General features: G+C 45.5%; 14 protein-coding genes and 1 pseudogene. 7 read left to right on the top strand and 8 right to left on the bottom strand.

The annotated features are described in order from the left end of the window. Positions 1–37: 37 nt before the first annotated feature. On the top strand, positions 38–643 hold the full coding sequence (locus JGK14_RS10125; RefSeq protein ID WP_293181050.1) for a hypothetical protein: 606 nt from the start codon (positions 38–40) through the stop codon (positions 641–643). An 89-nt stretch (positions 644–732) separates the two neighbouring features. After that, positions 733–2,109, top strand: a complete 1,377-nt coding sequence (locus tag JGK14_RS10120) for a cytochrome P450 (protein WP_293241715.1) — start codon at positions 733–735, stop codon at positions 2,107–2,109. Between the two features lie 806 nt (positions 2,110–2,915). Here JGK14_RS10120 and JGK14_RS10115 read toward each other — a convergent pair. Continuing rightward, entirely contained in the window at positions 2,916–3,203 is a 288-nt protein-coding gene (locus JGK14_RS10115; RefSeq protein ID WP_293129162.1) for a hypothetical protein, read from the bottom strand. A 498-nt stretch (positions 3,204–3,701) separates the two neighbouring features. Between JGK14_RS10115 and JGK14_RS10110 the strand changes: the two genes are divergently transcribed. From JGK14_RS10110 to JGK14_RS10100, 3 genes are all read left to right on the top strand, one after another. Continuing rightward, positions 3,702–3,962 (top strand): MoaD/ThiS family protein, encoded by a 261-nt coding sequence (locus JGK14_RS10110; RefSeq protein ID WP_293181042.1) that lies wholly within the window; start codon positions 3,702–3,704, stop codon positions 3,960–3,962. A gap of 411 nt (positions 3,963–4,373) precedes the next feature. Beyond that, positions 4,374–5,672, top strand: a complete 1,299-nt coding sequence (gene thrC / locus JGK14_RS10105; RefSeq protein ID WP_293181039.1) for a threonine synthase — start codon at positions 4,374–4,376, stop codon at positions 5,670–5,672. Positions 5,673–5,767: 95 nt separating this feature from the next. Further along, positions 5,768–6,043: a MoaD/ThiS family protein gene (locus tag JGK14_RS10100; RefSeq protein ID WP_293181036.1), complete on the top strand. Its 276-nt coding sequence runs from the start codon at positions 5,768–5,770 to the stop codon at positions 6,041–6,043. A gap of 384 nt (positions 6,044–6,427) precedes the next feature. Here the strand turns inward: JGK14_RS10100 and JGK14_RS10095 are convergent, their stop codons facing one another. The 7 genes and pseudogenes from JGK14_RS10095 to JGK14_RS10065 all read right to left on the bottom strand — a co-directional run bounded on the left by JGK14_RS10095 (position 6,428) and on the right by JGK14_RS10065 (position 15,926). After that, on the bottom strand, positions 6,428–8,680 hold the full coding sequence (locus tag JGK14_RS10095; RefSeq protein ID WP_293181033.1) for an ATP-binding protein: 2,253 nt from the start codon (positions 8,678–8,680) through the stop codon (positions 6,428–6,430). A 3-nt stretch (positions 8,681–8,683) separates the two neighbouring features. Beyond that, positions 8,684–10,093: an extracellular solute-binding protein gene (locus tag JGK14_RS10090; protein WP_293281542.1), complete on the bottom strand. Its 1,410-nt coding sequence runs from the start codon at positions 10,091–10,093 to the stop codon at positions 8,684–8,686. 554 nt (positions 10,094–10,647) lie between these two features. Then, a pseudogene (locus tag JGK14_RS10085) lies at positions 10,648–11,104 on the bottom strand (RNA-guided endonuclease InsQ/TnpB family protein); the annotation flags it as partial. A 42-nt stretch (positions 11,105–11,146) separates the two neighbouring features. Beyond that, positions 11,147–11,281, bottom strand: coding sequence for a helix-turn-helix domain-containing protein (locus tag JGK14_RS10080; protein WP_325315029.1), 135 nt, complete (start codon positions 11,279–11,281; stop codon positions 11,147–11,149). 252 nt (positions 11,282–11,533) lie between these two features. Continuing rightward, positions 11,534–13,429 (bottom strand): ribonuclease J, encoded by a 1,896-nt coding sequence (locus JGK14_RS10075; protein WP_293181027.1) that lies wholly within the window; start codon positions 13,427–13,429, stop codon positions 11,534–11,536. Between the two features lie 317 nt (positions 13,430–13,746). Then, the gene (gene dapA, locus JGK14_RS10070; RefSeq protein ID WP_293181024.1) at positions 13,747–14,640 is read right to left on the bottom strand and encodes a 4-hydroxy-tetrahydrodipicolinate synthase; all 894 of its coding nucleotides are present in this window, start codon (positions 14,638–14,640) and stop codon (positions 13,747–13,749) included. 239 nt (positions 14,641–14,879) lie between these two features. Continuing rightward, on the bottom strand, positions 14,880–15,926 hold the full coding sequence (locus tag JGK14_RS10065; protein WP_293191041.1) for an aspartate-semialdehyde dehydrogenase: 1,047 nt from the start codon (positions 15,924–15,926) through the stop codon (positions 14,880–14,882). 1,123 nt (positions 15,927–17,049) lie between these two features. Between JGK14_RS10065 and tig the strand changes: the two genes are divergently transcribed. Both tig and clpP read left to right on the top strand, forming a co-directional pair. After that, entirely contained in the window at positions 17,050–18,471 is a 1,422-nt protein-coding gene (gene tig / locus JGK14_RS10060; RefSeq protein WP_293217809.1) for a trigger factor, read from the top strand. Between the two features lie 527 nt (positions 18,472–18,998). Continuing rightward, positions 18,999–19,688 (top strand): ATP-dependent Clp endopeptidase proteolytic subunit ClpP, encoded by a 690-nt coding sequence (clpP, locus tag JGK14_RS10055; protein ID WP_293181015.1) that lies wholly within the window; start codon positions 18,999–19,001, stop codon positions 19,686–19,688. Positions 19,689–19,692: the final 4 nt, after the last annotated feature.

Raw genomic sequence — 19,692 nt, 5'->3', positions numbered from 1 at the left:
CGACCTACACTGACGTTTAGTTGAGTATTAAAAAGTTATGAACCTTATCTGCAAACAGTTCGGGTATTTAGCGACTGGATTAATTTTGATCGGGGGTAGCAGTTGTTCTAGCTACGATGCAGCAGCTAAATCAGCCGAAAACCAGAGCCAACCCTCAGCAAGAACCCGTCAGTTCCCGCACCTACAGCTAACCGGCAATCAACTTGATAGTCGATCGGCCCCACCGGAGCCCTCTAACTCTGTTAGCTCGGTTTTACCGAGTACCAAAGTACCAGAAAGCACAGCTACAGTTACGGTTTATGAGGTAGACAATCTTTGTCAAAGTCTGAAGCCAGCAACAGTTACAGGCCCAGATAACCAGTTAATGTCATCGGCCGTTAATGAAGTATTAAAGCAGGAGATTTTCGCTAGTCTGGGTTTAGTTGGTTATCGGCTTAAAATCGATCGCGACCTCGGCATCGCTACCGTAGATTTACGGGCCTCAGGGAATTCGCGCCAGAAATTGCAAAATCTGTCAAGCTGTCAGATGTTAGGTTTGTTCGGAGGCGTGCGCCAAACCCTAACCAGTTATGCTCCTTGGCAAATTAAAACAGTCCGTTTTACAGAGCTCGGACAGGACATTGTGAGTACCGTTCGAGAATAATCCCTTAAAATTATGGGAGAGCGTACAACCCGCTTTCTGCGGGATTCCTATGGATGTTACCCGCGTCCTCTAACAGCGCCATAATTTTTATGACCCTACCTGACGGCCCCAAAACCCCCCGCTTCTTGCAGCTAATTCAATGGATTGGCGATCCGCTGACATACATGGACGGCAACGCCAAAAAGTACGGGGAGATTTTCACGACTCGATGGGGCAACCTTGAACCCTTCGTGATGATCCACAGCCCGCAAGCGATCCAGGAAATGCTCAACAGCAAGGCGCTTGATGCTCCAGGCGATATCAACGGTATTCTCAAACCAGTCCTGGGGGAACAATCGATGATTGTAATCTCCGGAGAAAAGCACAAACGGCAACGTCAATTATTGATGCCACCCTTTCACGGGGAACGGATGCGAAACTACGGCCAGCAAATTTGCGATATTACCCAAGATGTTGCTAGCAAGTGGAAGGTCGATCGACCTTTTGTCGCCCGCACAGCCATGCAGGAAATCACCATGCGGGTAATTTTGCAAGTAGTCTTCGGACTGAATGAAGGGCCGCGGTTGCAGCAACTTTCCCCGCTGCTGGCTTCAATTATCGATATGACCGGCTCTCCGGTGCGATCGAGTATCCTATTTCTGCCCTGGTTGCAGCAAGATTGGGGCCCTTGGAGTCCTTGGGGACGCATGAAACAGCAGCGCCAAAAAATTCACGAACTGATGGACGGCGAAATAGAAGAGCGCAAACAGCAACCAAATGCCGATCGTACCGACATTCTCAGCTTAATGATGGCCGCCCGCGACGAAAACGGCGAACCAATGACGAATGAAGAATTGCGCGACGAATTAATGACGCTGTTGTTTGCTGGCCACGAAACCACAGCAACAGCGCTAGCTTGGGCCTTTTACTGGATTCACAGTTTGCCCTCGGTACGCCAGAAACTGCTGCCAGAATTGGACAGTTTGGGCGAAAACCCCGACCCAATGGAGATTTCCCGCTTGCCTTACCTGAGTGCAGTTTGTCAAGAGACACTGCGAATTTACCCAGTGGGAATGCTGACATTTCCGCGAGTAGTGCGGGAACCCGTGGAACTAATGGGCCATCAACTCGAACCGGGTACGGTGGTTTTCGGCTCAATTTATTTAACCCACCGCCGGGAAGATTTGTATCCAGAACCGCTGCAATTCAAGCCTGAACGGTTTTTGGAGAGGCAATTCTCGCCTTACGAATATTTGCCCTTTGGGGGCGGTAGTCGCCGTTGTATCGGCTTAGCGCTGGCGCAGTTGGAAATGAAACTGGCGATCGCAACCATTTTGCGCGATTTCGACTTAACCTTAGCCGAGAAAAAGCCCGTACAAGCCAAACGCCGAGGGGTGACTTTAGGGCCGGCGGGCGGTGTGCGGATGGCCTTCCTGGGGCGACGGATGCGGCAGCAGATGCCTGAACCTGTTGCTACTGGGGTTTGAACTCGCAGCACCCAAGCGGGGGTGCAGCCATCGCACTTTTGCTCTTTGAATGCAAACAATTTAGGCCGATCGGGCGATCGACCCGCCTTTTTTATGTAGCGAGTGCTACATAAAAATAGCTAGAATCCTTCACCTGTAACCATCACCGCCCTCAAATTTCAAAATTCCAGTCTAAAATAGTAGAAGCCTTGCAAACATACCCAAAAAGTAAAAGTGGGTGATTGCAATAGTCCTCTTGATATCTAGAAGACTTGCCTGCCATACTTTAAAAACATATGCATACCCTGTTATTCAGCAAAGGTCGGAAGCGTGTTGGCAATGCCAGCAATCTTTCGGCCTCTTTATTTTTTGGGTACTGAAAACCTTCGGCTAGAGACGCACAAGGCAACTCAAAAATATAAATTCTCGCTATCTTCTCATCTGGCATCTCCTCAATTAGAGTGGTTTTGCCTCCAATTGAAAAAGGATCCGGCAGCAAGTTTAAGGAATTACTGTGGGTGATTGCAATAGTCCTCTTGATATTTATAAGGCTTGCCTGCCATACTTTAAAAACATATGCATACCCTGTTATTCAGCAAAGGTCGGAAGCGTGTTGGCAATGCCAGCAATCTTCCGGCCTCTTTATTTTTTGGGGTACCGAAGACCTTTGGCTAGAGATACCGAAGGCAAGGCAAAAGTATAAATTCTCCTCCTCTCCTCAATTAGAGTGATTTTGCCTCCAATTGAAAAAGCATCCGGCAGCAAGTTTAAGGAATTACTAAGGAATGATTAATAACTTGTTAAACAATCTCCTTGTGCACCCGATCTCAATCTTCTGTTTTGAGAAATTCCGATACCGAGACAGACTTGGGGAGGCTCTCGATATCTTGAATTTCGCTTTCATGGGCAAAAAACTCGACTTCTTTGTCATCAATCTGGATCTGATAGCTAGCGGTAGCAGTCACAATCCGCCGCTTTTTTTTATCTTCTATTAAAACCCAACACACCACAGGCCTTACCCACCTCTCAACGTGCTGGCTTTGCTTCGTACTCCCAAAGGCATACCAGCCTTTAGCTTCAATAATTTGAAGCACTTTAAAATCGTTATTTGCCATAAATATCTCGATCGCGTTAACTTGACTATATATTCTGAGATCGAAGGGCACGCTTCCTAAGCGGAGCAAAGCTTTGGAAATTATAAGCTGGACTGGACAACCAGATTTTTCGTCGGGAATCAGCCAGTTAGCAGAGCATAGTCTGCTTTGTTACTCGCTAAAGTTAGTTCGATATTTTGCTACTCTCCCACAATTACGGGGAAGTATCGATACCGCCTCCTCAAAAAGTAGTCTTGCCCTCGGCTCAACACCAGCTAACTCAATCTTCGCTAGCTGCATTTAAGTGGATGCCAACTGCTTCTAACGCCTGGTTGGTAAGAGCGATGGGCATACAAGACTGTTCGGATTTTATGCTGCAATCAACGGTCATTTTTACCAGCTCTGCTAAAAATTAACTAAAGATTGCCGCTTTCAATTCTAAGCCTGGGTGCGCGTAATTCTCAATTAATTGTATGGTGTAGTTGATTATTGCCAAACTGTCGATCGCACAAAACAGCCGTGTCTAACTCTTCGATTACCATCACCGTTAAACTATTCGCCGCCTTCAGTGAAGCCTACGGCGTTTCGGAACTTACACTAGAACTTCCTCCCGAAACCCCGGTATCTGAAGTGCTCGAAAGCTCGATCGGCCAATACCCTCAATTAGAACAGTGGCGCGATCGTACCCGCTTCGGCGTCAACCTAGAATTCGTCTCCCCCGACACCATCCTCCAAGACGGCGACGAAGTTGTACTCATCCCCCCCGTCAGCGGTGGATAATACAATTTTGGATTTCCTCAAGGTACGTAGTTGCGCTTCAGCGCTCTTTCTTTATATCTATGAAAGAGCGCTTGCATCGCAACAACGTACCTTTGCTTTAAATATGAGAGTTGCGTCTAGGACTTACCCAGCACAAAAAACTTTATAAAGTTTTGAAATTAGTTTTGCAGCAAAATTGTTCTTGAGTTCGGTTAATTGAGATAATTTTCCTCTGGGCCAGCATTCCCCAGCAGAGCTTAAAACCCTTTCTGAGAAAGAGATTGAGGACTATCAGTCAACCTCCAATTTCGGGCAAGAAACTGCCAAAAATTAATCCCGACTAAAAAAATCGGGTATAGTTGACGGGGTAGATCGAGCGTGCTAATCTTTCCTAAGACTTAAGAAAACATCGCAAAACTAGAGAGTTGAGCTATGACCCAGGCGACCAGAACCCAATCCACAGCAGCAACCTTCACAGCCCTCAAATGTAAAGAATGCGGCGAAGAGTACGAACTCCAAGCCAAGCACGTCTGCGATTGCTGTTTTGGCCCGCTAGAAGTCAAGTACGACTACGACGCCATCCGCCGCCGCGTCACTCGCCAAACCATCCAAGCAGGCCCCAACTCAATCTGGCGCTACCGCGAATTTTTACCAGTCGCTACAGAAAACGTCATCGATGTCGGCACGGGGATGACTCCTTTAGTAAAATCCCACCGCTTAGCGCGCCGCCTCGGTCTCAAAAATCTTTACATTAAAAATGATGCCGTCAATATGCCCACTCTGAGCTTTAAGGACAGAGTGGTGTCAGTCGCCCTCAGCCGAGCGAGAGAATTGGGTTTCACAACAGTATCTTGTGCCAGCACTGGCAACTTAGCTAACTCCACGGCTGCGATCGCCGCCCACGCCGGACTAGATTGCGTAGTCTTCATCCCCTCCGACTTAGAAGCAGGCAAAGTCCTAGGCACCTTAATTTACAATCCGACTGTGATGGCAGTTCACGGCAACTACGACCAAGTTAACCGCCTCTGCTGCGAAGTAGCCAATACACACGGCTGGGGATTTGTCAACATCAACTTGCGCCCCTACTATTCCGAAGGCTCGAAAACCCTCGGCTACGAAGTTATCGAACAACTAGGTTGGAAATTGCCCGATCACGTAGTTGCTCCCCTCGCTTCCGGTTCTTTGTTCACCAAAATCTATAAAGGCTTCAACGAATTCACCGAAGTCGGCTTGGTTGAAGGCAAGAAAGTCCGGTTCAGCGGCGCTCAAGCTGACGGCTGTTCCCCGATCGCCCAAGCATACCGCGAAGGTCGCGACTTCGTAACACCAGTCAAACCGAATACAATTGCTAAATCGATCGCGATCGGCAATCCAGCAGACGGAATGTACGCCCTCGACATCGCCCGCAAAACAGGCGGAAACATCGAATCCGTCAGCGACACCGAAATCATCGAAGGCATGAAACTGCTAGCAGAAACCGAAGGCATCTTCACCGAAACCGCAGGCGGCACGACGATCGCAGTCTTGAAAAAACTCGTAGAAGCAGGTAAAATCGACCCCGAAGAAACCACCGTCGCCTACATCACCGGCAACGGCTTGAAAACCCAAGAAGCCGTCCAAGGTTACATCGGCGAACCCATCACCCTCGAACCAAAACTGGAAGCCTTCGAGCGCGCCCTCGAACGCGCCCGGACACTCGAACGTTTGGAATGGCAGCAAGCTTCTGTTTAATAGTTATTGGTTGTTGGTTATTGGTTATTGGAATCAACAACTAACAATTAACAACTGACAACTCACAACTGACAACTCACAATTAACAACTAACCATGACCGTTAAAGTTTTAATTCCCACACCACTGCAAAAATTCACTAACAATCAAGCCACAATAGAATGCGGTGGTGCAAACATTTCCGAACTGATTGAAGCGTTAGAAACAAATTGTCCCGGCATCAAAAAAAGCCTGTGCGACGAACAAGGATCGCCTCGAAGATTTCTCAACTTCTACGTCAACAGCGAAGACATCCGGTTTTTGGAAGGTACGGAAACTGCTCTTAAAGATGGTGATGAAGTGAGTATTGTCCCAGCCGTTGCTGGTGGTTGATTTTTGACCGCAGATTTAAGCAGATAAACACAGATGAACGCAGATAGTTGTTAAATCTATCTGCGTTTATTTGTGGTTAAAATCGATTGATTTTTTTTGAGAAAATTTGACACTAAAAAAGCTGATTTATGAATCAATACGGTTCAGTTAACACTGTTAATTCCCCGGAGATCCCCCTCGCATCCCCCTGATAGTCGGAGGACGAAAGAGCAACTTCTTGTTTTCTTGTTCAGTATTCTGACCATAGCAATCCTAAATCATTTGTGAATTTCTTACTTTCTCCCCTTAGTAAGGGGAGGGTTGGGAGGGGTAAAACTTTTACGACTCCTGCAATGATTGCTATATCTGCATCATAAAATCAGTCAATAGTCTAATCTCAAATATTTACGCATTAACAGCTTTTCCTAATACTTGTCTTAGCTCATTCACCTGACAATTTTGTGCCAGTTGAATCAAGTGTTGAGCGAAAGCAGCGCATTCCGGATGAGTTTGTTGTACATATGCGGCAACTTCGGCAAGTTCGTCTAAATCCCCCCATTTGACTAAATCGTTCAGTTGCGCTAGAAGGTTGGCTGGGGGTAGCTGCGACTCTCGGATGTCGGATACAGGAGGTGTCGGTTCTGGTGTCGCCACATTTTCATACACCCATTCCAACTTCAGATATTTTTGTAGCAAAGCCAGCAACAATTCTGCGTCAATGGGTTTGGGCAAAAAGTCGTCTGCACCCGCATCCAAACTTTGAAATTGATCGGCTTCAAAGACACTGGCTGAGGAGGCGATCGCAACGACTTGTTTCAATGTTGGCGATTGGCGCAGGTGTTGCAGCAATTCAAAGCCGTGCATTACAGGCATCATTAAGTCTGTAATCACTGCATCGGGTGGCTGTGTAACGGCTTTTTCTAGCGCTTCTTTTCCATTGCTTGCTTCGATAACTTCAAATCCAATTGGTTCAAGAAGATTAACTAATACTGCACGATTTTCCCACTTATCATCCACCGCTAAAATGCGCTGTTTTGTGCCTCGATATCCTGCGATCGTACCTTGTTGAGAGGTGCGAGAAATTGTTGCCCAACTTTGCGATTCTGGAACTTCTATATCGAAAGAGAAAATACTTCCTTTACCCAGTTGGCTTTGTGCCTTAATTTGACTGCCCATTAACTCCACAATTTTCCAACTAATTGCCAGTCCCAAGCCAGTGCCTTCTGCTTGTTTTTTCGTATTTCCCACTTGTTCAAAGGGTAGAAAAATTGTGTCTAATTGCTCTGGAGTCATCCCAACTCCTGTATCGCTAACTTGGAAGCGCCAGCGATAGGTTGATGGATCTGATGCGATCGCCTGTGCTTGAATCGCGAAAGTCACGCCACCTTGTTCTGTAAATTTGATGGCGTTTCCCAGCAAATTAATTAAGACTTGTCGCAGCCGCTTTTCATCAGCATGAATACCGACAGGTAGGTTAGATTCGGGTACGTATATAAAGTCAATTCCTTTTTCTTCGGCACGGACGCGACAAATTTCGGTAACTGCTTCTAAAAAAGAGGGAAAATGGAAATCTGTGGGAATGAGTTCTAGTTTGCGAGCTTCAATTTTAGAGAGGTCTAAAATATCGTTAATTAAAGTTAAAAGGTGATATCCGCATTGATAAATAATCCCCAATCCTTTTTTATGTTTTTTCTCCAAGTGCTTGGAACGTTGAAGGATTTGGGCATAACCAAGAATGCCGTTGAGTGGAGTTCTCAGTTCGTGACTCATATTAGCGAGAAATTCGCTTTTGGCTTGATTGGCATTGTCGGCAGCTTCTTTAGCTTGTTTGAGTTCGATCGCGCGCTGTTGGGATTCTTCAAGTAAAATTTTATTTTCCTTTAAAGCCCCTGCTAATTGTTCAGTGCGATCGCGAACTCGCTGTTCTAAGTTACTTAGCAAATCGGATAATCGCTCAATTGTAGAGTTCACACCCAATTGCAGCTCTCCTATTTCATCGGATTGAATTTTGCGATCGCAGCGCACATCTAGACTGCCGGATTCAACTTGTTTGAGAATCTGTAAAATTTCTTTAATTCTGCTAAATATTGTAGAATTAAACAGCAATAAAATTGCAGCAGATGTTGCAGCAATACAAGCAGATGACCCCAGTAAAAATATAATAATAATGTCTTTCTTGCGGTTTTGAATTCGCTCGATTCCAGCTTTGATATACAAAAAACCAATCAATTTTCCATCTTCTAGACGCAGCGGTGCAATGTGGATTAATCCATCGGAAACTGCGATGACTTGCTTCACCTTAAAGGTTTGCTCGAAGTTTTCCTCAATCTTGAAGCCTGCGATCGCTTTAACCGATTTGCCTACATCCTCTGAATTCATCGAATAATAGACTTTGCCGTTAGTTCCAATTGCTAATGTATCTAATAACTTTTCTCCCACAAGGTTTTCCATCACAGCGCGATCTCTGACTGCTTCATAATTTAGCAACCCTTGAGCAATTAGTTTTGCTGGCAATTGGATTTGTGTTGTGAGTGTTTTATCAATCTCATTAGAAAATCGATTGACATAGTAAGAACCCATTAAAGTGAGTGCAACGATCTCAACACCAATGACTGCTGTCCCAATCTTAAATGCTAAGCTTTGCCAAAACTTTTTCATGATTTATTGAATTTTCGATAAAATTTGTTGGTAGGAATTTTTAGCAGTAATCTCACCCGCTAGAAGATTTCTGATTTGTTGATGAAGCACCTTCGATAAATTGCGATTTTTGGCTCCAAATAGATAACCCGTGTAGTTAGAATAATGCACATTGGCACCATACCGGGCAGTGATATCACTTTGAAACTCTCCGAAACTATCTATCCCAGATTCAGCAACAGCGAGATTTCCCCTAATTCCCGTCGGATTTCTGGTATAGCGAACCCATTTTTCTGCAACTTTTGGTGTACACCAATTCATCAGCAATTTAATAGCGCTATCGCGATTTTTAGAGTTTTTTAAGACTCCCCAAGTTGGGATATAACCTCCTAAATAATGGTTAGTTTTTTGAAAAGAAGGCAGTTCTACAGGGACAATCTTAGACATTTTTTGAGCATCCATTCCGTGCCAGTGGCTGTACATCCAAGTGCCATTGACATAAAAGAGAGCGCGATCGTCCAACATGAGATGTCGGGTATTTGCCCAATTATTTTCTCGATGCGATGGAATCAATGGATTAAACTTACCTAGCGTTTCTAATGCTTGTAATGTTTTGAAGAGGGCAGCATTCTTTTCAGATGAACCGACTTCCGATTTGGCTTCCTTAAAATCTAAAATTTCTGATTTGACTAAATTTTGAAACAGAATCTCTAGTGTCATCCAATCTTTGCTCTCATAAAATGTGGCGATGTTATTTTTAGTTTGGCGATTGTAGAGATTTACAGATTCAGCATAACCGAGGAGGTCATCAAAAGTCATTCCTTGATATTTGATATTAATGCCAATTCTATCGGTAACATTTTTATTATAAAACAGCGCATGATAATATCCCTCTATATAAGGGCCGACTAAAAATCCCCCGGTTTGATTGCGATAGCTCGGATCTTGAATAATAAAAGGTTTTTGTGTTTCTGTAAATCCTGCAACTTCTTCAAAGTTGACGAGATGTTGTTCTCCCCATTTAGGATTGCCTAACTCTTCTGAAACTAGGGTGTAAATATCTTCATCCAACCAAACAATATCCCAATCTAACTTTCCCGATCGAATTGCAGATGCGATCGCTTTGGCTGTCCCCGGTTTATGCGCCAAATTCAGTTGTTGCCAAAATTTAAGTTTGAGAGCGATATTCTGATGTAAAAATGAGAACTCTTGTGCCACTTCTCGTACCAAAACCTCGCGTTTATCTTCCCTTAACCAGTGCCCCATCCAGTTAAGCTGATTTTGAGCAGCAAAGGAATTTGAATCATTTTCACCAGTCAACTCAATACCGCGCTCTCTAGGAGGGGAATCAGAATGAAATGGGAATGGATTGCAGCTTGTGAAGCCGAGTCCAAGTGCAAAAAAAGGTAGTGTATTAAATGTTCTACGTTTCATAAAGTTTATTGGTGTCACACCTTATTTATAGTCTACCCTAGGGCGTCGGTACAGTAGAATATTTTGACAAAAAGAACGAAATATGTGTTATGTAGGGGCGATCGCATGAGGGCGACAGTAGATCGCGACGCGATCGCCAACCATTTTTTTTTCCTCATGCGATCGCCCTGCCAAGGTCTACATCAACATACATACTATGCCACTTGTGTCAATTTCTTTTACTGAACCGATGCCCTAGTTGCTCGGTAAAATTAACTTTCGATGCTTTATAAAACATTCACACTGAAACGGTATAACTGAGGAAAGCGGTTGCTATAAATGCTTAAGTTTCAGCATTTAATTAAGTACAATTAAATAATGGGAGTGGTGGTAAAAATAAAACTTTTACCACCACTCCCATTGTTTAATAAATACCATGAAAAATCGATCCAATTTAATAGCTAATCCTTCTTTTTAGGGCCGATAGGATTTAGATCGTTCCCGGTGGCATCCGAATAATATATTTGGATGATTGAAATACTCACCGACCTGAAGGAACGGTGATTCTTGACGCTTCATCGGGGAAAAGCTACCGAAGTAGTCTTACAGTCCCGAGCGCGTCCGTTTAAAGTCGTGGCGATTCCCCATCCCGACTTGTTCTATATTCTTAGCAGCATTCTCATCTCTATCTTGCTCGGTGCCACAACTTAAACAAAGAACCGAACGAATAGATAAATCAATCTTGCCCCATTTAAACCCACAGTCTGCACACACTTGACTGGTAGGTTCCCATCTACTAATTACTTTGAACTCCCTACCAAACTTCTCCGACTGACGCTCGCAAAGTGTTCGGAATTCTCTCCATCCTTGCCGACTAATTGCCCTGGAAAGCTTCCGGTTTTTGACCATGCCCGACACGTTCAAATCCTCCAAAACAATCACTTGGTTTTCGTTAACTATTTTGGTTGACAATTTGTGCAGGAAATCTTTACGGGTATCGGCAATTTGATTGTGCAACTTGGCAATTCGGATTGCTTGGCTTGAGTAATTACTATTTTCTGGAGTTCTGCTGATTTAAATCTTCTTTCTGATTGCTGGCAAAGTGCAAGAGCATCGTTCCAGGCTAGCTCGAACACAGCCAAACAATTGAGCCAAGCTCTGTCGTTGTTGGTCGGTTGGATAGATTCTGTACTGATACCTTGCTTTCATTATTTTTTGCTGTTTGATTTACTCGACCATACCATATATTATTGATCTAATCGATAAAATTAAAGAGAATTAAAGCCGTCCTATAAGGATGGGGCTTCAGACCCATTCTTTTGGTGAGAGTGCGAGCGGATCGAAAAGCGACATAGATCGATCGCTAAGACGATCGCACTCTTATAATTCCAATGCTACCGGATTTGATATTATCTGCCGTTGAAAAACAAATCCCTGGCGCAAAGCCAGGGATTACTAATACTAGGAGACAACGGAAGCTACTTTTGCAGCAGTCCGAGGACGACGACGACCTGTTACTGCATTAGCCGGGACTGGTACTGGGGATGGCAATGATGGTGATGATGATGATGATGGTGATGATGATGATGCTAGCTTAGGTGCTTCAATCGAAAGCTGAGCTCTTTGCACAAATTCCGATCGCACTGCTTCTTCAGGAATTTGCATCAGGAATACCAGCATCGGATTGCTTTGCAGTTGCCGGCGCAGCACTCGCCCAATTGCTTTTTCGATTTGGGTTTGAACTCCTACCCAGTCAACATTAACTGGCGATTCAGCAGTAGCAGGTAGGACAAATTCCGACCAGCGATCGCTCAAAACTGTTTCAATGGTTTGATTGATTAGTCCGATCGTTTCCGCGCGATCGGCGGATGTCACTACACCTTTTAAGTGGACTTCTGGCTTAGCGACTAACTTGCCTTCCCAGTTCAAAGCTGCCGCTACCGTTACAGCGCCATCTCCGGCCAATTGCTGACGTTCTTTGAGGACGTTTGCTTTGACAACGCCCGATCGCGAAGAATCTACTAATTCAATTCCTGAAGGCACTTTAGTACCCAATCGCATCGAATTTTCGGTCAACTCTACCACATCGCCGTTGTCAATAATCACCATATTGCTCGCGGGAATGCCCATGCTTTGAGCCGTCTTGGAGTGCTGAACCAGCATCCGGTGTTCCCCGTGTACAGGTAAGAAGAACTTAGGACGAGTCATGTTAATCATTAACTTTTGGTCTTCCTGACAGCCGTGGCCGGAAACGTGAATGCCTTTATCGCGGCCGTAAACCACGTTTGCGCCCAGCATCATCAATTTGTCGATCGTATTTACCACTGCGATCGTATTTCCAGGAATCGGATTAGCCGAGAAAATGACTGTATCGCCCTTTCTGATTTTCACTTCATGATGTTCGCCGTTAGCAATGCGAGTCATCGCCGCCATCGGTTCGCCTTGGGAACCTGTAGTTAAAATCAAAACCTTGTCATCTGGCAAATTGCGGATTTCTTTCAACGGTTTGAAAATACTATCTTCGCATTTGATGTAGCCGAGATTGCGGCAGTGAGCAATCACGTTCAGCATCGAGCGGCCAACCACTCCGACATACCGATTGTTTTTCTTAGCCAATTCCAAAACAATTTGCAATCGGTGTACCGAAGAAGCAAAAGTCGTCAGCATCACTCGTCCCGTTGCTTGAGCGATAATTCTGTCTAAATTCGGAGCTACAGAACGTTCTGAAGCGGTAAAACCAGGAACTTCCGAGTTAGTAGAATCGCTGATCAAGCACAGCACGCCTCTTTCGCCGTACTCCGCCAGCTTTTGCAAATCAAAATGCTCGCCGTCTACAGGAGTGTGGTCAATTTTAAAGTCTCCAGTGTGAATAATAATTCCGACGGGAGTGTGAATTGCCACAGTGAAACTGTCGGCCATCGAGTGAGTGTTGCGAATGTATTCAACTAAGAAATGCTTACCAATTCTGACTGTATCCCGGGGGCGAACAGTCCGCAATTCAGTGCGGTGAGACACTCCGGCTTCTTCCAATTTTCCGGCGAGCAAAGCCATCGCCAAGCGCGGCCCGTAGATGACTGGAATTTCAAATTGTTTGAGGTGATAGGGGATGCCACCGATGTGATCTTCGTGACCGTGAGTCACGATCATACCTTTAATTTTGTGGTTGTTTTCCCGCAGGTAAGTCATGTCTGGGAGGACAATATTTACACCGTGCATTCCATCTGTGGGGAAAGCTAAACCTGCATCTAAAAGAATTATTTCGTCGCCGTACTCGAACACACAAGTGTTTTTACCGATTTCGTGCAGCCCGCCGAGGGGAATAACTTTTAGAGCTGATGCAGTTGTATTTTTGATCATGCGTATCCTTTGTTAGTTATTTTTGTTATGAGTCTGTTGTCTGTTGTCTTTTGTCTGTCGTCTTTTTTCGGCTGTTGGTTAGTAGGGCGATTTTTTTCCACATATTTATGATGGAAAACTCCCCTGCGGGTTTTGCGAACCCGTACAGTCAGTTGTCTTCAGTCTTGAGTCTTTTATTCCCAGTCTTTAATCCTTGACAGTCAGTTACTTACTAACAGTTAATGACTAATGACTGATGACGTTCGCGAGTTCCGAGGCTCGCACTACTGACCGATCGCAACTAATATTCAGTTGTCTGAAAACTCGTTCTCGCCTATCTAGCTAGCAGATACTGCGGCTAGCTGACTCAGTACGTCCTTTAACTTTTGAGTTACCTCAACGGGCGGAGCGCACAGGGGCGGACGGGTGGAACCCACATCCCAGCCTTGAAGTTTAAGAGCTGCCTTAACAGGAATGGGATTTGTGGTGAGAAAAAGAGCTTTAAACAGGTCAAAAAGTTGCAAGTGAATCTGGGTAGCGACTTGAACTTGACCGGCCTCGAAAGCTTTAATCATCTGTTGCAGTTGCTCTCCTACCAGATGGCTGGCTACGCTAACTACACCAGATCCTCCTACCGCCAACATTGGCAAAGTTAGGGAATCATCTCCAGAATAGATCGCAAATTCCGGTGATGTCAAGCACCGAATTTGACTTGCTTGATCTAGGTTGCCACTTGCTTCTTTGACTGCCACAATGTTGGGGATTTCTGCCAATCGAGCTACTGTCTCGGGCAACATATTCTGGCCAGTGCGACCGGGGATGTTATATAACATTATAGGCAATTCTGGAGCAGATTGCGCGATCGCCCGAAAATGATTGTACAAACCTTCTTGCGGCGGCTTGTTGTAATAAGGAACTACCTGCAAACAGCCGTCTAACCCGAGTTTAGCTGCTTTTTGCGTAGCTTCGATGGCTTCTGAGGTCGAATTCGACCCGGCTCCTGCGATTACCAAAGCTTTACCGGCTACTGCCTTTTGTACCACCTGAAATAATTGGTACTCTTCATCCCAGCTCATAGTGGGAGATTCGCCCGTAGTTCCGCACATTACCAAGCTATCCGTACCGCGATCGGCTAAATGAATTGCCAATTGTTCTGCTACCGCATAGTTAACACTGCCGTCTTCCTTAAACGGCGTAATCATTGCAGTCAGAACCCGTCCAAACTTTACCACACTTTCTCCGATTTTAGACTGTTGATTTTTGATTTTAAATTTTTGATTTCAGATGCAAGATTTATCTAAAATCTTCATTTCAATTGCCCTATTGTCAGATTCAGTCGATTTTAGATGTTAAATTTTAGATTTTAAATTGACTCCACAGATGAATCTGGGTTCTTCAACTAGGCTCTAAAATTTTGAGATCTCCACTCCTGACGTAGGGGACTTGCATCTATTTTTTGGGCCCACTCGCCCTAAGTAGAAATAGCCGCTGCTTGTTGGATTTGCAGCAAACCTTTGTCTGCTAGCAACTCAGCTATTTGCACCGCATTTAAAGCAGCCCCTTTGCGAATTTGATCGCCGCTCAGCCACATCTCCAACCCGCAGGGGTGAGAAATATCTTGGCGAATCCTGCCGACTAGCACTTCATCCTTACCGCTGGCCTCGACGGGCATCGGGAAATAATTAGCTTGCCAGTCTTCTACCAGCTTAACGCCGATCGCCTCCTTTAAGATTTCCCTAGCGTCGATCGGGCTAAAAGGCTCTGCAAACTCCAGATTAATCGCCTCCGAATGGGCGCGGAGTACGGGAACCCGGACGCAAGTCGCACTAATTCTAATCTCGTCAGTACCAAAAATCTTCCGAGTTTCGTTGACCATTTTCATCTCTTCCTCACAATACCCTAAATCGTTAATTGGTGTATTGTGCGGAAACAAGTTAAAAGCCAAGGGGTAGGGAAAAATATCGGTTTTGGGAATTTCCCCTGCCAAAATTGCTCTGGCTTGATCTTTCATTTCCTCCATTGCCCTGGCCCCCGCGCCGCTGGCAGACTGGTAAGTCGCTACAACTATGCGCTTGACTGGTTTAACTTTGTGCAGCGGCCAAACGGCAACTGCCATCAAAATCGTGGTGCAGTTGGGATTAGCAATGATACCTCGGTGAGTTGCCGCAGCTTGGGGATTGACTTCGGGAACAACTAGAGGTACCGTCGCATCCATACGGAAAGCGCTGGAATTGTCGATTACCACGGCCCCGGCTGCCACTGCTTTCGGAGCCCACAGTTTAGAGATAGAACCGCCGGCGGAGGCGAGCACTAGATCTACATTATCGAACGATCGCTCCGATACAGCTTCGACCGGCAACATCTCGCCGCCAAAGGGCAAAGTTGTGCCTGCTGAACGTTCCGAAGCCAGCAGCTTCAAGTCTGAAATGGGAAAACTCCGGCTGTGCAGGAGTTCTAGTAACTCGGCACCGACTGCGCCGGTGGCTCCTAAAATGGCAACTCGATAGGATTGAGACAAATTAGTTTCCTCCACAAATTAGAGTCTAAACGATCGAAATCTAAAATTTAAATAACTGCAATACTGAATAAGCTTTTGTGCATCTGGAGAGGGGGAGAGGGGGAGAGGGGGAGAGGGGGAGAGGGGGGGAGAGAGAGGATTTTTGATCGGTTTAGGAAATATACAATTTCAATGCACAGTAGCTGATCGAACTAAATTAATTTTATGCGACATCAGGGCGCGAGCAGATGGCAAGGGTGCAAGTAACCGAGGTGGTCGATCGTACTCAATCTTAGTTTAGCATCTTTTGCCATCTGCTCGCGCCCAATCCACATCAAGTTGGTTTTGGGATACCTGCATTTGAGCAAACGCATCCATTCAATCCGATCGCCCGCTCATGCCGGTCGGATTGACATCCGAGGGCGATATATGCTATGGTGCATCGGCTATTAGCTCGACAGACGGAAATCCCCACAGTATAGTAATACTCCACTTACTGTGGGATGAAAGGCGAGCGAGATGACGATTCCACCCGCCTGCCAACAAGCGCAGGTCTTGGGAGTGGGCGGGTGAATCAGGAGACGAGCAAATAGAACCAAAACTTTCCCCAGTAAGGGTTTGAATGCTACGATTGTAGTTATTGGGCAGCCGAAAATGCTACCAATATACTGAACCTTGACAACTGAAGATAGGGGGTTTCGTAGGGAAGTGACACATTTAATTGTGGCGGCCTCCTGCGAGTAAAATTTTCAAGGCACGAAGGTGCTTGGAATTTCATTTTTGAAACCAAGAGTGGGGCGGGACGTGTTCCTCACTATAAAATGCCGTAGAGGGAAACAATTGGAGTACCTTGAAGGAAGATCTGGATATCCTTAACAGGACTCAGATGCCTACACCATAACGCTTGCAATTGGTGTAGGAGCGTCACTGGACTTAACCTCCACATTCCTAGCAGCAAAACCTAGTATCCTCAAACCAAAACTATTTGGCAAGAGCGAAAAAAGTAGCCGGAAACGACTTACAGTCTCATCCGGTAGAGGTGTTGGTAGTTATGTCGCTACAAGTCAAAGCGTACAAACTTAAAATGCAAGCAAAGTCAGATTTGTATGTATTTTATCAAAATTGTTAAATATCACAAAAGCCGATGAAAGTAACCCAGGAAAAACTTCCAGCCAGTCAAATTGGTTTGGAAATCGAAGTGCCATCAGAAAAATCAAAACAAGCTTACGAGCAGGTAATTAAACAATTCGCTCGCGAGGTCAATATTCCTGGGTTCCGCAAAGGCAAAGTTCCCCGCCAAGTTTTGCTACAGCGCCTGGGCCAGACTCGCTTGAAAGCTACAGCTTTGGAAAATTTGATTAATGATTCACTGCAAAAAGCTCTCGAACAAGAAAAAATTCCGGCAATTGGCAGTTTTGAACTCCGCACTGAGTTTGAAGAATTGCTAGGAAAGTTCGATCCAGAACAGCCTCTGACTTTTTCGGCTAAGGTTGATGTAGAACCCGAAGTAAAAATGGGTCAGTACACCGGCTTGCAGCTTCAAGCAGAAGAAGTTAAGTATGATGAGGCTCAGGTAGATGAGGTACTGGCAAAATATCGATCGGACAAAGCGACTTTAATCCCCGTAGAAGGCCGGCCAGCTCAATTGGGAGACATGGCTTTGGTTGATTTCGCAGGTAGATTTACCGAAGCAGCCGAAGGTGAAACTCCCGCAGAAATTCCCGGCGGTGATGCCGAAGACTTTCAAGTAGAATTGTCGGAGAATCAGTTTGTACCGGGCTTTATTCAAGGCATGATCGGGATGAACCCCGGAGAAACTAGAGAAGTTTCTGTCCAGTTCCCTGATGAATATAGCAGTGAAGAATTGGCGGGAAAACCAGCAGTATTTACGATTACTCTGAAAGAACTGAAGGAAAAGGAATTGCCGGAGTTGGACGACGACTTTGCCCAAGAAGTTAGCGAGTTTGAAACTTTAGCAGAACTGCGCGAATCCCTCGAAACTCGGTTTAAAACAGAGCAAGAAAACAAGTTATCAGTTAATAAGGAAAAAGCCATATCAGCAGCACTGGTTCAGCTCATAGATGTGGAAATTCCCGCAACAATGGTCGATCGCGAAATCGATTATTTGCTCAACCAACAAGCCATGCAGTTGAAAAATTATGGCATAGATATCAACCAACTGTTTACCGAAGAAAATATCGGGCCGATGCGGGAACGCTCTCGTCCGGAAGCAGTAGAAAGGCTCAAACAAACTCTAGCTCTGGCAGAAGTAGCCAAGCTGGAATCCTTATCTGTTGAACCAGCAGAAGTAGTAGCAGAAGTAGCAAAAGTCAGAAAGCAGTTTCCCAAAGGGAATTTTGACCCTGAAAAGTTGCGGGAATTTGTAGCAGAAGACTTGCTAAAACAAAAAACCCTGAAATGGTTGGAAGAAAAAGGGACAATTGAACTCCTACCTGAAGGCTCTTTGACTCCAGCAGCAGAGGAAGAAGCAGAAGAATCAGACGCCGAAGAGTCTGCTGAAGCAGTCACGAGCGCGATCGACGTGGAAGTGGTAGGCCAAGAGTAAAACCTTCTAGTTTTGCTTCTAGAAACTACCAGCGTAGGGTGCACAACGCGTAGAGTTGTGCTAAAAAGCACGTCAAACGCAGTTATAGATTGTTGTTGGATGGTGTGGTCCAGATCCGGAGGTACTCAAATTCCCCCTTCTTAAGGGGGATTTAGCCTAGGGGGCAAACGAATATTTATCAACTCTTAAGCTTAAATTGATACGAATGCCTCGCACCTGATGCTTGCTATAACATGGCGCGCGGGGGCTAGAAACCCGGTTTCTTAGGGTCACGCAGTCAAACCAAGTTTTTGCAACAGAAACCGGGTTTCGGTTGGCGCATACTAAAAACAGCCACGATTGGTGAGTAACTCTTTTAACTCATTCACTCTACCAGCGTTACGCCGAGCACAGCCATCAATCTCGATCGCTCAAAACTCTCCATTCCCCCCATCTGGCTTCAGAAGAGGCATAATAGTTAAAAGCTGGCGGCTTAATTTCAAGCTTTCATCAGCAGCAAATTGTCTAGAATCCTTGACTGGTGTCTTATGGTGGTATCTCAATCTTCCAATTACCTAATTACAAGCTATAACGATTTTGATGTCAGCTCCAGCCCCAGCAATGTAGTGCCGATGGTACTAGAACAGTCGGGGATGGGCGAGCGGGCATTTGACATTTACTCGCGCTTGCTGCGGGAGCGCATTGTGTTTTTAGGAACTCCCGTAACTGACGAAGTGGCTGATTCGATCGTAGCTCAGCTATTGTATCTAGATGCCGAAGACCCAGAAAAAGATGTCCAAATGTACATCAATTCCCCCGGCGGCTCGGTAACGGCGGGTATGGCAATTTATGATACCATGCAGCAAATTCGCCCGGATGTGGTGACGATTTGTTACGGTTTGGCTGCAAGTATGGGCGCATTTCTGCTGACAGCGGGAGCCCACGGAAAGCGGATGTCTCTTCCGAGTTCCCGGATTATGATCCACCAGCCGCTCGGAGGCGCTCAAGGTCAAGCAGTAGATATTGAGATTCAAGCCAAAGAAATCCTTTATCATAAGCGTAAGCTGAATCAATTGTTAGCGCACCATACTGGTCAACCGATCGACAAATTAGAGGCAGATACAGAACGCGACTTTTTTATGTCAGCCGATGAAGCCAAAGATTACGGATTGGTCGATCGAGTTATCGCAAAAGAAAACCTTCCGGCTGCGGGAGAAAACGTCACTGCACTGAATTAAGAGG

The sequence above is a fragment of the Microcoleus sp. PH2017_28_MFU_U_A genome, assembly GCF_020738035.1.
Lineage (GTDB): Bacteria > Cyanobacteriota > Cyanobacteriia > Cyanobacteriales > Microcoleaceae > Microcoleus.
This window is presented reverse-complemented; position numbering and strand designations above follow the sequence as displayed.

Excerpts from the sequence above, each read along its gene's own strand:
- JGK14_RS10125 (WP_293181050.1), top strand. The coding sequence starts at position 38 with ATGAACCTTATCTGCAAACAGTTCGGGTATTTAGCGACTGGATTAATT.
- JGK14_RS10120 (WP_293241715.1), top strand. The coding sequence starts at position 733 with ATGACCCTACCTGACGGCCCCAAAACCCCCCGCTTCTTGCAGCTAATT.
- JGK14_RS10115 (WP_293129162.1), bottom strand. The coding sequence starts at position 3,203 with ATGGCAAATAACGATTTTAAAGTGCTTCAAATTATTGAAGCTAAAGGC.
- thrC (WP_293181039.1), top strand. The coding sequence starts at position 4,374 with ATGACCCAGGCGACCAGAACCCAATCCACAGCAGCAACCTTCACAGCC.
- JGK14_RS10100 (WP_293181036.1), top strand. The coding sequence starts at position 5,768 with ATGACCGTTAAAGTTTTAATTCCCACACCACTGCAAAAATTCACTAAC.
- JGK14_RS10095 (WP_293181033.1), bottom strand. The coding sequence starts at position 8,680 with ATGAAAAAGTTTTGGCAAAGCTTAGCATTTAAGATTGGGACAGCAGTC.
- JGK14_RS10090 (WP_293281542.1), bottom strand. The coding sequence starts at position 10,093 with ATGAAACGTAGAACATTTAATACACTACCTTTTTTTGCACTTGGACTC.
- JGK14_RS10080 (WP_325315029.1), bottom strand. The coding sequence starts at position 11,281 with ATGAAAGCAAGGTATCAGTACAGAATCTATCCAACCGACCAACAACGA.
- JGK14_RS10075 (WP_293181027.1), bottom strand. The coding sequence starts at position 13,429 with ATGATCAAAAATACAACTGCATCAGCTCTAAAAGTTATTCCCCTCGGC.
- tig (WP_293217809.1), top strand. The coding sequence starts at position 17,050 with ATGAAAGTAACCCAGGAAAAACTTCCAGCCAGTCAAATTGGTTTGGAA.
- clpP (WP_293181015.1), top strand. The coding sequence starts at position 18,999 with ATGGTGGTATCTCAATCTTCCAATTACCTAATTACAAGCTATAACGAT.